At 64.0% G+C, this 13,208-nt stretch carries 15 protein-coding genes; 10 read left to right on the top strand and 5 right to left on the bottom strand.

What is annotated here, in order from left to right; genetic code table 11:
• The first annotated feature begins 8 nt into the window (after positions 1–8).
• From NX784_RS23315 to NX784_RS23270, 10 genes are all read left to right on the top strand, one after another.
• Positions 9–560: a chemotaxis protein gene (locus tag NX784_RS23315; protein ID WP_258819073.1), complete on the top strand. Its 552-nt coding sequence runs from the start codon at positions 9–11 to the stop codon at positions 558–560.
• A gap of 87 nt (positions 561–647) precedes the next feature.
• Positions 648–1,013 carry a response regulator gene (locus NX784_RS23310; protein WP_036230353.1) on the top strand — a complete coding sequence of 122 codons (366 nt, stop codon included), beginning with the start codon at positions 648–650 and terminating at the stop codon, positions 1,011–1,013.
• A gap of 64 nt (positions 1,014–1,077) precedes the next feature.
• Positions 1,078–3,237: a chemotaxis protein CheA gene (cheA, locus tag NX784_RS23305; protein ID WP_258819072.1), complete on the top strand. Its 2,160-nt coding sequence runs from the start codon at positions 1,078–1,080 to the stop codon at positions 3,235–3,237.
• 39 nt (positions 3,238–3,276) lie between these two features.
• Positions 3,277–3,774: a chemotaxis protein CheW gene (locus NX784_RS23300; protein WP_166859058.1), complete on the top strand. Its 498-nt coding sequence runs from the start codon at positions 3,277–3,279 to the stop codon at positions 3,772–3,774.
• 70 nt (positions 3,775–3,844) lie between these two features.
• Positions 3,845–4,720, top strand: coding sequence for a CheR family methyltransferase (locus tag NX784_RS23295; RefSeq protein ID WP_258819071.1), 876 nt, complete (start codon positions 3,845–3,847; stop codon positions 4,718–4,720).
• A 15-nt stretch (positions 4,721–4,735) separates the two neighbouring features.
• Positions 4,736–5,335 (top strand): chemoreceptor glutamine deamidase CheD, encoded by a 600-nt coding sequence (gene cheD / locus NX784_RS23290; RefSeq protein WP_258819070.1) that lies wholly within the window; start codon positions 4,736–4,738, stop codon positions 5,333–5,335.
• 17 nt (positions 5,336–5,352) lie between these two features.
• Positions 5,353–6,426: a protein-glutamate methylesterase/protein-glutamine glutaminase gene (locus NX784_RS23285; protein WP_258819069.1), complete on the top strand. Its 1,074-nt coding sequence runs from the start codon at positions 5,353–5,355 to the stop codon at positions 6,424–6,426.
• A gap of 167 nt (positions 6,427–6,593) precedes the next feature.
• Entirely contained in the window at positions 6,594–6,989 is a 396-nt protein-coding gene (gene cheY, locus NX784_RS23280) for a chemotaxis response regulator CheY (RefSeq protein WP_258819068.1), read from the top strand.
• Entirely contained in the window at positions 6,990–7,625 is a 636-nt protein-coding gene (gene cheZ, locus NX784_RS23275) for a protein phosphatase CheZ (protein WP_258819067.1), read from the top strand.
• A gap of 59 nt (positions 7,626–7,684) precedes the next feature.
• Positions 7,685–8,893: an EAL and HDOD domain-containing protein gene (locus NX784_RS23270; RefSeq protein ID WP_258819066.1), complete on the top strand. Its 1,209-nt coding sequence runs from the start codon at positions 7,685–7,687 to the stop codon at positions 8,891–8,893.
• Between the two features lie 63 nt (positions 8,894–8,956).
• Here the strand turns inward: NX784_RS23270 and NX784_RS23265 are convergent, their stop codons facing one another.
• The 5 genes from NX784_RS23265 to NX784_RS23245 all read right to left on the bottom strand — a co-directional run bounded on the left by NX784_RS23265 (position 8,957) and on the right by NX784_RS23245 (position 13,179).
• The gene (locus tag NX784_RS23265) at positions 8,957–9,688 is read right to left on the bottom strand and encodes a flagellar regulator YcgR PilZN domain-containing protein (RefSeq protein WP_258819065.1); all 732 of its coding nucleotides are present in this window, start codon (positions 9,686–9,688) and stop codon (positions 8,957–8,959) included.
• Between the two features lie 132 nt (positions 9,689–9,820).
• Positions 9,821–10,660 (bottom strand): pantoate--beta-alanine ligase, encoded by an 840-nt coding sequence (gene panC, locus NX784_RS23260; RefSeq protein WP_258819064.1) that lies wholly within the window; start codon positions 10,658–10,660, stop codon positions 9,821–9,823.
• Between the two features lie 24 nt (positions 10,661–10,684).
• Positions 10,685–11,545, bottom strand: a complete 861-nt coding sequence (locus NX784_RS23255; RefSeq protein WP_258819063.1) for a segregation and condensation protein A — start codon at positions 11,543–11,545, stop codon at positions 10,685–10,687.
• A gap of 30 nt (positions 11,546–11,575) precedes the next feature.
• Entirely contained in the window at positions 11,576–11,773 is a 198-nt protein-coding gene (locus NX784_RS23250) for a DUF3460 family protein (RefSeq protein ID WP_258819062.1), read from the bottom strand.
• Between the two features lie 83 nt (positions 11,774–11,856).
• Positions 11,857–13,179 carry an enoyl ACP reductase FabMG family protein gene (locus tag NX784_RS23245; RefSeq protein ID WP_258819061.1) on the bottom strand — a complete coding sequence of 441 codons (1,323 nt, stop codon included), beginning with the start codon at positions 13,177–13,179 and terminating at the stop codon, positions 11,857–11,859.
• Positions 13,180–13,208: the final 29 nt, after the last annotated feature.

Raw genomic sequence — 13,208 nt, 5'->3', positions numbered from 1 at the left:
GGGATTTTATGACGACAAGAAAAAAGATTCTCGGCTCACACGTCAAGCGCCTCTTGTCGGGCGTGTCCGACCATGGCCGGCGCCACCTGTCCGAAGTCGAGACCGACCTCGTTCAGACGACGCTGTTGCTGGAGGAAGCCGTCGAGAAGCTGACGAGCAGCTTCATGGCGATCCACCACGTGGTCGATGCGCGCCAGGAAGCGATCAACCGCCTGCTGGCGGGCCAGGCGCCGACCGCGGAGGACAGCGCCTGCCTGACGGGGATGTCGGGCGAGATCGCGGGCCACGTGAACGCGGCGGTGACGAGCATGCAGTTCCAGGACATGACGAGCCAGCTGCTCGACCGCACGCTGCGCCGCGTGACGGGCTTGCGCGATTTCCTGACGACGCTGTCCGAGCATGGCGACGACATCATGCCGGAGAGCGATGGCGACGAGATCGTCGAGCGCCTGGGCAAGGTGAGCATGGCGCTGGCGATCCAGTCGCTGGAGCTGCGCAGCATGCTGCGCAAGTCGGTCGAACAGCGCCACCTCGAGAGCGGCGACGTCGAATTATTCTAATCTACGAGGTCGGAGCCCGAATTTCCGGGTGGGCTCTGACCTCGTCTGACTACAACGGCATACAGAAAAAACAGCAGGAGCAAAAAGATGGCAAAAACTATTCTCGCAGTCGACGATTCCAGTTCCCTGCGCCAGATGGTGGCTTTCAGCCTGAAGGCCGCCGGCTACCAGGTGGTGGAAGCCGTCGACGGACAGGATGGCCTGGAAAAGGCGAAGCTGCAGACCGTCGACCTGGTCCTGACCGACCAGAACATGCCGAAGATGGACGGTCTCACCCTGATCAAGTCGCTGCGCGGCCTGCCCGGCTACCAGAAGACGCCGATCCTCATGCTCACGACCGAATCGTCCGAGGACATGAAGACGAAAGGCCGCGCGGCCGGCGCCAACGGCTGGCTCGTGAAGCCGTTCGATCCGCAGCGCCTGATCGAGGTGGTCAAGAAGGTCATCGGCTAAGAATCGGAAGTGACGCCCACCGCCCGCCGGGCGCCACGCCGATCGCACCAGACGGAAATTTGACATGACCATCGACATCAGCCAGTTTTACAAGGTCTTTTTCGACGAAGCGGAAGAGCTGCTCGCCGAGAAGGAGCGTCTGCTGCTGGCCGTCGACATCGCAACGCCGGATCCGGAAGACCTGAACGCGATCTTCCGTACCGCCCATTCGATCAAGGGCGGGGCGTCGACGTTCGGCCTGAGCGACATGAGCGAAGTGACGCACGTGCTCGAGTCCCTGCTCGACCGCATCCGCAAGGGCGAGATGGCGCTCACCGCGCAGCACGTGGACGCCTTCCTGGCGGCCAAGGACATCCTCAAGATGCAGCTCGACGGCCACCGCAACGGTGCGGAGGTCGACCAGGAAGCGGTCGCGAACGTGCGCATGATGCTGCACGACCTGTCCGAAGGCGTGATCGCGCCGGCGCACCAGCCGACCGTGCCGTCGTTCCTGCACGCCGAACAGAAGCAGCAAGTCGCCGAAGGCGCACACCGCTACAAGATCGAGCTGCCCGACCTCGCCAAGCGCGACGTCGACGCCCTCGTGGACGAGCTCGGCCTGCTGGGCCGCGTGTCCGTCGTGCCGCTCGCCGCGGGCCGCACGGCGCTGATCATCATGACGCACGAGGGCCTGGACGACATCATCGCCATCTGCTCGTTCGTGCTCGACCCGAGCGACCTCAAGATTTTCGAAGCGCCGCCGCTGACGCCCGAGCAGCGTGCCCGCGAAGCGGCGGACCGCGCGCGCATCGAGGAAGAGCAGGGCTACGGCTTCTTCGACCCCGCCGATCCGCTCGACGCCGACACGGGCCCGTCGGAGGACGAACTGGGCTACGGTTTCTTCCAGCCGATCGAACAGATCCGCCTCGAAGCCGGCATCGTGGCCGAGGCGCCGCCACCGGCCCCGGCGCGGCCGGAACCGATCGAGATCACCGAAGTGGCGGCCGAGAAGAAGGCCGCCAAGAAGACTGCCGAAGGCGGCCACGGGCAGGGCGGCGAATCGTCGTCGATCCGCGTGTCGATCGAGAAGGTCGACCAGCTGATCAACCTCGTGGGCGAACTCGTGATCACGCAGGCCATGATCGAGCAGCGCAGCGATGGCCTCGATCCGATGGTGCACCAGCGCCTGCTGGCGTCCGTCTCGCAGCTGACGCGCAACACGCGCGACCTGCAGGAGGCCGTCATGTCGATCCGCATGATGCCGATGGACTTCGTGTTCTCGCGCTTCCCGCGCATGGTGCGCGACCTGGCCGGCAAGCTGGGCAAAAAGGTCGACTTCATCACGAACGGCGCCGCGACGGAACTGGACAAGGGCCTGATCGAGCGCATCGTCGACCCGCTCACGCACCTCGTGCGCAACTCGATCGACCACGGCATCGAGCTGCCCGCCGCGCGCGTGGCCGCCGGCAAGTCGGAATCGGGACGCCTGTTCCTGTCCGCCGCGCACCAGGGCGGCAACATCGTGATCGAAGTCGCGGACGACGGCGGTGGCCTGAACCGCGAACGCATCCTCGCCAAGGCCAAGGAGAACGGCCTGGCCGTGTCCGACAACATGAGCGACGCCGACGTCTGGCAGCTGATCTTCGCACCAGGCTTCTCGACGGCGGACGTCGTTACGGACGTCTCCGGCCGCGGTGTCGGCATGGACGTCGTCAAGCGCAATATCCAGGCGCTGGGCGGCACCATCGACATCCGTTCCGCGCGCGGCTTCGGGACGACGATCCTGATCTCGCTGCCCCTGACCTTGGCCATCCTGGACGGCATGTCGATCCGCAGCGGCGAAGAGATCTACATCCTGCCGCTGGGCTTCGTCGTGGAGTCGCTGCAGCCGGCGCGCGCCGACGTCAAGGAGATCGCGGGCCAGGGCCGCGTGGTGAAGGTGCGTGGCGAATACCTGCCGTTGATCCCGCTGTACCAGATGTTCAACATCGAGCCGCGCATCACCGACCCGTGCGAGGGCATTCTCGTGATCCTCGAGGCGGAAGGCCGCAAGGCCGCGCTGTTCGTCGACGAACTGGTCGGCCAGCAGCAGGTCGTCGTGAAGAACCTGGAGGCGAACTACCGCAAGGTGGCCGGCATCTCCGGCGCCACCATCCTCGGCGATGGCGGCGTGGCGCTGATCCTGGACGTGGGCGCGCTGCTGCGCTCGTCACGCCAGCTGTCCGACGAATCCGTCGTTTTTTAAATGCATCAACCGTACCATTTGCTCCGATAAGGAACCGACATGTCCACTCAACCGACGAACAAGCCGACCGATGCCCACGACGGCAGCGGCAGCGAATACCTCGCCTTCACCCTCGGCTCCGAGGAATACGGCATCGACATCCTGAAGGTGCAGGAGATCCGCGGCTACGAGACCGTGACCCGCATCGCCAATGCACCCGAATTCATCAAGGGCGTCATCAACCTGCGCGGCATCATCATCCCCGTGGTGGACATGCGCATCAAGTTCAACCTGGGCACGCCGACGTATGACCAGTTCACCGTCGTGATCATCCTGAACATCGGCGGCCGCATCATGGGCATGGTCGTGGACAGCGTGTCGGACGTGACCACCTTGACGCCGGACCAGATCAAGCCGGCGCCGGAGATGGGCTCCGCGTTCAACTCCGATTACCTGACCGGCCTCGGCACCGTCGACGAACGCATGCTCATCCTGATCGACATCGACAAGCTGATGTCATCCAGCGAGATGGGCCTGATGGACCGCTTGGCAGCATAAGACACGCAGCGCGGCGCAAGGGAAACACCCGGACCGTACGCGGTCCGCAGACTTCACGCAACCCATGGTAATGAACGTGCCGCCCAATACGACGAAGCAGGTCACCAAGCACGAGACGGGCAAGGAGTTCGACTTCACCCGTGCCGATTTCGAGCGCGTGCGCGGCCTGATCTACGAGCGTGCCGGCATCTCGCTGGCCGACAGCAAGCAGGAAATGGTCTACAGCCGCCTCGCGCGCCGCCTGCGCGCGAACGGCATCGCCTCGTTCGCGTCCTACCTCGACGCGCTGGAAGCGGGCCGCATGCCGGCCGAGTGGGAATCGTTCACGAACGCGCTGACGACGAATCTGACGTCGTTCTTCCGCGAGGCGCACCATTTCCCGCTGCTGGCCGAACATGCGCTGAAGGCGCGCGCCGCGCACGCTGGCGCACCGCTGACGATCTGGTGCTCGGCCAGCTCCACCGGCGAGGAACCGTATTCGATCGCGATGACCGTGTGCGAGGCGTTCGATACGCTCACGCCCCCTGTCCAGATCATCGCCACCGACATCGACACGAACGTGCTGGCCACCGCGAGTGCCGGCGTGTATCCGATCGAGCGGGTCGACAAGATGGAGCAGGCACGCCTGCGCCGTTTTTTCCTGAAGGGGAAGGGCGCCCAGGAAGGCCTCGTGCGCGTGCGCCCGGAGCTGCGCCAGCTGATCACGTTCCGCCAGCTGAACCTGCTGGCCGACGGCTGGGACGTCAAGGGCCCGTTCGACGCGATCTTCTGCCGCAACGTGATGATCTACTTCGACAAGGCCACGCAGCGCAAGATCCTGTCGCGCTTCGTGCCGCTGATGAAGCCCGACGCGCTGCTGTTCGCCGGCCATTCCGAGAACTTCCTGTACGTGTCCGACGTGCTGCGCCTGCGCGGCAAGACGGTCTATGAATTAAGCCACGGCTGACGCCCATCACACCCCATGGATACGAACAGCCAATTCGCCACCAATGTCTATTACGACCGCACGTTCGACTGCGACGCGGCCAAGATCCTGCCCGGCGAGTACTACTACACCGCGAAGGACATGCTGATCGTGACGGTGCTCGGCTCGTGCGTGTCCGCGTGCGTGCGCGACCGCGTCAAGGGCCTCGGGGGCATGAACCACTTCATGCTGCCGGACGGCGGCGACCCCGGCAACCCGGTGTCGGCCTCGATGCGCTATGGCACGTATGCGATGGAAGTGCTGATCAACGACCTGCTGAAGGCGGGCGCGCGGCGCGAGAACCTGGAAGCGAAAGTGTTCGGCGGCGGCGCCGTGCTGCGCGGCTTTTCGGCGATGAACGTGGGCGAACGCAATGCCGCCTTCGTCATCAACTTCCTCAAGACGGAACGCATCCCCGTGCTCGCCGAGGACTTGAACGACATCTATCCGCGCAAGGTGTATTTTTTCCCGCGCACGGGCAAGGTGCTCGTCAAGAAACTGATGCAAACCCATAACGATACTCTGGCGAAGCGGGAACTCGCCTACGCCAGCCGCCTCAAGGTCACCCCCGTCGCGGGCGACGTCGACCTGTTCTGAAGAGAAAGGCCTAAGCAATGACCAAGATCAAAGTAGTGATCGTCGACGATTCCGCACTGATCCGCAGCGTGATGACGGAGATCGTCAACTCGCAACCGGACATGGAAGTCGTCGGCGTCGCGCCCGATCCCCTCGTCGCGCGCGAGCTGATCAAGCGCACGAACCCGGACGTGCTGACCCTCGACGTCGAGATGCCGAAAATGGACGGTCTCGACTTCCTCGAAAAACTGATGCGCCTGCGCCCGATGCCCGTGCTGATGGTGTCGTCGCTGACGGAGCGCGGCTCCGAGATCACGATGCGCGCGCTGGAACTGGGCGCCGTCGATTTCGTGACGAAACCCAAGATCTCGATCCAGAGCGGCATGCGCGAATACACGGAACTCATCGCCGACAAGATCCGCGCCACGGCGCGCGCCCGCGTCAAGGCGCGCACCGTGCAGGCGCCGGGCGCCGCAAGCCCCTCGCCGCTGCCGCAACTGCGCAGCCCGCTGACGTCGTCGGAAAAGCTGATCATCATCGGCGCCTCGACGGGCGGCACGGAAGCCATCCGTGAATTCCTCATGCAGATGCCGTCCGACTGCCCCGGCATCCTGATCGCCCAGCACATGCCGGAAGGTTTTACCACGTCGTTTGCGCGCCGCCTCGATTCGCTGTGCAAGATCAGCGTCGTGGAATCGGCCGGCAACGAACGCGTGTTGCCCGGCCATGCCTACATCGCACCGGGCCACTCGCACCTGCTGCTCACGCGTTCCGGCGCGAACTACATGACCAAGATCGAGCAGAGCGAACCCGTCAACCGCCACCGCCCATCCGTCGACGTGCTGTTCCGCTCGGCGGCCCAGGCGGCCGGCAAGAACGCCGTCGGCGTGATCCTAACGGGCATGGGAAAAGACGGTGCACAGGGTATGCTGGAGATGAAGAACGCGGGCGCTTACAATTTCGCGCAAGATGAAGCCTCGTGCGTCGTGTTCGGCATGCCGCGCGAAGCGATCGCCATCGGCGCCTCCCACGAGGTGGCCTCGCTGGCGGCGCTGCCGGGCCTCGTGCTTGGCCATCTGGCAACGCACGGGGGCCGGGCGTTGCGCGTTTGATCCGCGTACGATGCATTCACTGCGGTTTTATCGCCGTAGAGCAACAAAAATGCTATCCTTTAGCTTGTATCGCAGTGCCGAACCTACCAACATGTACAAGAGGCTTGCAACCGGCATCCGGTTGAGCGAACCCTCATCAACGAGTTACAGAAACAACGGAGTATTTCATGGCTGATCCTAAGATGCGTTTCCTGGTTGTTGACGATTTTTCGACGATGCGACGCATCGTCAAGAATCTGCTGAAAGAACTGGGTTACAGCAATGTCGACGAAGCGGAAGACGGTGTCCAGGCACTGGCCAAGCTGCGCAGCGAACAGTTCGATTTCGTCGTGTCCGACTGGAACATGCCGAACATGGACGGCCTGACGATGCTGCAGAACATCCGTGCCGATCCCGCGCTGGCCAAGCTGCCGGTGCTGATGGTGACCGCCGAAGCCAAGAAGGAAAACATCATCGCGGCGGCGCAAGCGGGCGCCAACGGCTACGTCGTGAAGCCGTTCACCGCAGCCACCCTGGACGAAAAGCTGAACAAGATTTTCGAAAAGATGGAAAAGGCCGCGTAAATGACCGAGTACACCGCCGACTCGACTTCGCCAGACGAGGTCCTGAGCCGGATCGGGCACATGACCCGCGCACTGCACGAAAACCTGCGCGGGCTGGGCCTGGACAAATTGATCGAAAAGGCGGCCAGCGACATCCCCGATGCGCGCGACCGCCTCGATTACGTGGTCCGGCTGTCCGAGCAATCGGCCAAGCGTGTGCTCGATGCGACCGATGCCGCCAATCCGCTGCAAGACGGCATCGATGACCGCGCCGCCGAACTGACCCGTTCCTGGCAGGCGCTGCTGGCCGATCCGGCCAATGGCAACGCCCCATGGCGTTCGTTGGCCGAGCGCACGGTCGCGAGCCTCGCGGAATCGCGCGACGCCGCTACCGCCACGAAGTCCCATTTGATGGACATCATGATGGCCCAGGACTTCCAGGACCTGACCGGCCAGGTGATCTCGCGCATCACGGGCATCGCCCAGAACCTGGAAAAGCAGCTGGTGCAAGTGCTCGTCGATTTCGCCCCCAGCGAGATCAAGCGCGAGCTCGACAATGGCCTGCTGAACGGTCCGCAGATCAAGCCGGAAGGCAATAGCGACGTCGTTGCCGACCAGGGCCAGGTCGACGACCTGCTGGACAGCCTCGGTTTCTGATCCCGTCGCGGCGGCCGGTGCCGCCGCTGTTTCATTTCACTCGGCGATCGTTTCAAGACATGCACCAGACCAATTTCATCGTCCGTGAACCCTTGCTTGATCCGAAGCAGCGCGTGATCGGCTACGAGCTCTGCTGGCAGCAACGCGACGGCCAGACGATCAGCGACGCCGATCTCGAAAGCCTGGTCGCCTTCGTCGCGGAACACGTGGTCGACGACGAGCAGGGCTGGCTGCTGCGCGACAAGATCCTGTTCCTCGACGCGGTGCCCGCGATGCTGTCGCTGGACGCGCTGCACGCGCTCCCGCCGGAGCGCACCGTGCTGTCGCTGCGCGTGCGCGACCTGGCGAACACGGATACGCGCGCCGCCGTGCAGGCGCTGCGCGCCGGTGGCGTCGGCATCGCGATCCGCGGCGCCGATCTCACGCTGCTGGGCAAGAACCTGGCGCCGTTCGCGTCTTTCGCGGAAGTGCGCTTCACGGGCGCCGACGTGGCCGCGCAGGCGCGCACCTATGCCGCGGCGAAGCAGTCGGCGCTGCGCATGGTCGGACGTCCCGTGTCGACGTGGCAGGATTTCGACGCCTGCGCCGCGCTGGGCCTCGATGCCTTCGTCGGCAAGCTGCACCTGACGCCGCGGCCGGGCAATGCCGTCAAGGGCATGAACCCCGCGCAGACCATCATCCTGCAATTGATGCAGATGGTGCAGAACAACGAGGACGTGCCGAAGATCGAGGCCGTCCTGAAGCGCGACCCGGCACTGATCTATAAGCTGCTGCGCTTCATCAACTCGGCCGGCTTCGGCGCGGGCCGCGACATCCAATCGCTGCGCCAGGCCATCGCCATGCTGGGCTATGCGCCGCTGTACCGCTGGCTCGTGCTGCTGCTGGCCACGGCGAGCAGCAGCGGCTACTCGCCGGTGCTGATGGAAACGGCCGTCGTGCGCGCGCGCCTGTGCGAATTGCTGGGTCTGACGAGCCTGCCGCGCGGCGAAGGTGAGCATCTGTTCGTCGCGGGCATGTTCTCGCTGCTGGACCGGCTGCTGGGCTTGCCGATGGCGGAAGTGCTGGACACGATCCAGCTGCCGACCGAGGTCGTCAGTGCCTTGCTGGGCCGCGAAGGCAAGTACGGGCCATATCTGGCGCTGGCGGAGGCGTGCGAACTCGACTCCGACCTCGTCGCATCGCTGGCGGCGTCGCTAGCGATCAGCCCGTACGACGTCAACAAGGCGCATCTGTCGGCGCTTGCGTGGGCGCAGAACGTGGCGGCGTGAGCTCGCGACGGCATCCATGAAAAACGGCCCGCGACGGGCCGTTTTTCATTTGCCGGGATCGGCTTACCTGCGCTTCTGCATCTTCTCCACGGCACGCCCCAACGTCTGGTGCATTTGCATGGAGATGTTCGAGATGCGGCAACCGACCTGCACCTGCTGGCCCAGCAGGAAGGTGCGGAACGGCCGCAGCAGGCGTACTTCCAGGTCGGCCGTGACGACGAGCGAGCCGCCCATTTCCAGCTGGACGCCGTCCACTTTCTTTCCCACGTACAGTTCCATTGCCTGTTCCGGCGTCGCGCGCAAGCCGACGCCGCCGCGCGAAAAATCGTACAGGGGCATTTCGAAGACCTTGCCCATCAACGCGAAACGGGCGCCGTAATTCATGCCGAGCGGAGATTCGAGCCGGGGCTCCGCGCGCCGGTTCAGCACCTGGCAGGCTTCCGGCAGCGGGAATTGCAGCAGGTCGGGACGCGCGGCGATGACGCTGGCTTCCGCGTCGAGTTCGAACTGGATCTTCGCGTTGCCGCTGAGGGCCGCGACGAACACGACCTTGCCGTGCAGCGCGGCGCCCGGCTCGGCCAGATCGAGCGTGAAGACCTTTCCCTCCGGATCGACGCTGTCGATACGTGCCATGACGAAGTCCTGGCCGCGCCGATAGACGGTGACGGCCTCGCCGCTGAGGGCGAGCGACGTCAACGCGTCGCCGATGTCGAACGGGTCGCGCATTTCATGGAAACCGGAATCGGGTTTGATCCGGTCGATGGCGTCCGCCAGGTTGGGTGGACCCTTACGCATGAGCGGCATTGAAAGGTCAGTCAAAGCGCTACTCCTTCTTTTTACGTGGATTGGGTAAAAAGCCAAATCACGAGTCTAACAAGAAGTGTTGTCAATTCCTACAGCGTATTTGCAACAAAGGAACGTTTAGAGTCAGATTTCAAGATTATCGATCAAACGCGTCGCACCGAGTTTGGCTGCGGCCAAGACGACGAGCGGTGCGCCCGCTTCGTATTCCTCGCGGCTGGGCGCCTGCAGGTTCATGCGCTTGCGGATCGACACATAGTCGGGCTGCCAGCCGTGTCCGGCGAGGCGTTCCATCGCATCGCGTTCCAGCGCGACGAGGTCGGCGTGGCCGGCGCGGCTGCGTTCCGCCACGTATTGCAGCGTCTGGTACAGGAACGGCGCTTCCGCACGTTCCGCCGTGCTCAGGTAACCGTTGCGCGACGACAGCGCAAGGCCGTCGTCGGCGCGGAACGTCTCGGCACCGATGATTTCCGTCGGCAGCGCGAACTGGCGCGCCATGTTGCGGACAATCATGAGCTGCTGGTAATCCTTTTTACCAAACACCGCCACGCGCGGCTGCACGCAGGAAAACAGCTTCGTCACGACGGTGCACACGCCGTTGAAGAAGCCCGGGCGGAAATGGCCTTCCAGAATGCCGCCCAGGTCGTCCGGCGGCTGTACACGGTATTCCTGCGGTTCAGGATACAGGTCTTTCTCGGTGGGCGCGAACAGCACGTACACACCTTCCTTCTCCAGCTTGGCGACGTCCGCTTCGAACGTGCGCGGGTATTTCTCGAAATCCTCGTTCGGGCCGAACTGCAGGCGGTTGACGAAGATCGAGGCGACGACGGGGTCGCCATGACGGCGCGCAAGACGCATCAGCGACAAGTGGCCCTCGTGCAGATTGCCCATCGTCGGCACGAAGGCGGTGCGCAGTTGGCCGCGCAGCTGGTCGCGCAGTTCGTCAATGGTGGAGATGATTTTCATGGTGTCAATTGCTTGTTAGAAACGTCAGGCCGGCGAATAGGCGAGCCGCACGTAGATGGGGGCGAAAGGTTCGGCCTGGGTGATTTCGATTAAAGTTTCTTTCGCCAGTTCGAGCATGGCGACGAAGTGCACGACGACGACGGGCACGGTCGCCTGGCCGCCGAACAATTCCGAGAATTCCACGAAGCGGGCCGACTGCAAGGTGCGCAGGATCGCGGACATATGCTCGCGCACGGACAATTCCTCGCGCCCGATGCGGTGGTGCTGCGTCAGCTTCGCGCGCCGCAGCACGTCCATCCAGGCGCGCTGCAGGTCGTGCGGATCGACGTGCGGCAGGATCGGGCCCGGCGCTTGCTCGATCGGCAATTGCGGACGCAGGAAGTCGCGGTCCAGCTGGGGCAGGGCGCCGACCTGCTGCGCGGCCAGCTTGATCTGTTCATAGTCCAGCAGGCGCCGCACCAGCTCCGCGCGCGGGTCTTCCGCTTCCTCGACGAGGGTGTCGACGCGCTTCGGGAGCAGCATGCGCGACTTGATCTCGATCAGCATCGCCGCCATCAGCAGGTATTCCGCCGCCAGTTCCAGGTTGGTCTTGCGGATCTGCTCGACGTATTCCAGGTACTGCAACGTGACCTGGGCCATCGGGATGTCCAGGATGTTGAAGTTCTGCTTGCGGATCAGGTACAGGAGCAGGTCGAGCGGACCTTCGAACGCGTCGAGAAAGATCTCAAGCGCATCGGGCGGGATGTACAGGTCGGTGGGCAGGTGCAGCAGCGGTTCGCCGTACAGGCGCGCGATGGTGGCGTCCGCATGCGCATCGCCAGGCGTGGTGCCGTCGCCCGCCTCGGGATCGGCGTGCCCTTCGGGCGTCGCCTGCGCGGGCACCATCGTCGTCGGCCTCGGAAAGGTTCCGTTGGATCAGTACTTCGTCTGGTACACGTAGGCCTGCTGGCGGATACGCGACTCGTCGATGCGGCGCTGCTCGTCCAGCGACAGCGGCGCCTTGTCCCACAGGAGGGAGCGGCCGGCCTGCTGGCGCTCTTCCATGCCCGGGGTCTGTTCCTTCAGTTGCTTGATGAACTTGGTGTGCTCGGATTCGTACTGGGTGTGTTTCATGGCTTATCTAGGCAGGTCGTACAAACGGCGGCCCCGTTTATCGGGAACCGCCGCGTCATAAAAACAAGGAATGATACTCTGAGTTAGCCTTGCGTGTGCAGTGCATTGAGCTGGCGCGCGATGATGTCGTGGTTGAGCCACAGCACGGGCGCGATCTTTTCCGCGGCGCCGTGGAACATCAGCGGGCCCGTGCCTTCCAGCACGAGCGCGGACAGGTGGTCCGTGATCAGTGCCTTCTTGTCCGTGTGCAGCGACGTGATTTCGTCGGACGTGCCGATCATCAGGTCGGCCAGTTCCGGCGTGTTGTCCATCGGCCAGGCGTCGAAGTTGCGGAACGTGGCGCTGGTGGCCGTCTGCAGATAGGCTTCCAGCTTGTCCAGGATCGATTGCAGCGACACGCCTTCGCCCAGCAGGCCCTGGCAGATGTCCCATTGTTGCTGCGCCCACGCGCCACCACCTTCTTTTTTCAACGCGAGCAACAGAGGGAACAGCGACAGTTCGACGCCCACGAAGATGTCGGACGAGTTCGTGCGGATTTCCGGGCAGTTGAACACGGTGGCGGCGATGCCCTGGGCCCACGCGGCGGTGGCGATCGACTCCAGGCGCATCTTGGCGTAGCCCTGCGTGTAGTTCGTGTAGGTCTGCCACATGTATTCGTCGCCGATCAGGATCTCGGTGCCGTGGTAGCCGTACGCCGTGTAGCGCACCTGGCCGCCCTTGGCTTCCACGCGCGCGCGGATGCCGGCCGAGGCGTCGATCAGGTATTTCAGCGTGTTCGCCGACACTTCGTCGAAGTTCATCAGGATCAGCTTGCCCAGGTCGCTGTCGAGCAGGGCGCGCGACGACATGAAGCGGTCGCCACGGCCTTTATAGATGCGGTTGGCGATGGCGAGGAATGCCTTGATCTTCGGGATGCCGCCGGCCATCGTGTGTGCGAAGAACACGTTGGCGCCGTCCGGGATCAGCTTGTCGATCTCGGCCATGACGGCCTGGGCGGACTCCGTGAAGCGCTTCACGCCGGCGGTGCGGCAGGCGTCGATCTTCGTCCAGTCCAGCTTGTCTTCTTGCCAGCTCTTGAGGGTAATACCGGACAGCATCTCGGTCGGATTCTGCTCGCCCGGGGGCGCGTCCATGTCGAAACCGGCCATCAGGGGCACGTTGATGATGCGGCCGCCCAGCTTCGCTTCCGCTTCCGCGTGTTCTTCCGGCGTCAGGGCGCGCAGGGTGCCGTCGTCGTTGCGGCGGCCGACGGTGATGCCGAGGATCGTCATGCCGGCGGCGCGCGCCTCGTCGATCAGGCCGTTCACATAGCCGCGGCCGAACAGTTCGCCGAACAGGACGAAGACGTCGCCTTGGCGGAACAGCTTCGCTTGGGGGATGTGCCTCAGGGCTTTGTATTCGGTCATATTAGTCGCTACTACTCTAAAGTGTGGAG

Source organism: Massilia pinisoli (assembly GCF_024753285.1).
GTDB lineage: Bacteria > Pseudomonadota > Gammaproteobacteria > Burkholderiales > Burkholderiaceae_D > Telluria > Telluria pinisoli.
The sequence above is the reverse complement of the archived record's forward strand: the minus strand, read 5'-3'. Positions and strand labels throughout refer to the sequence as shown.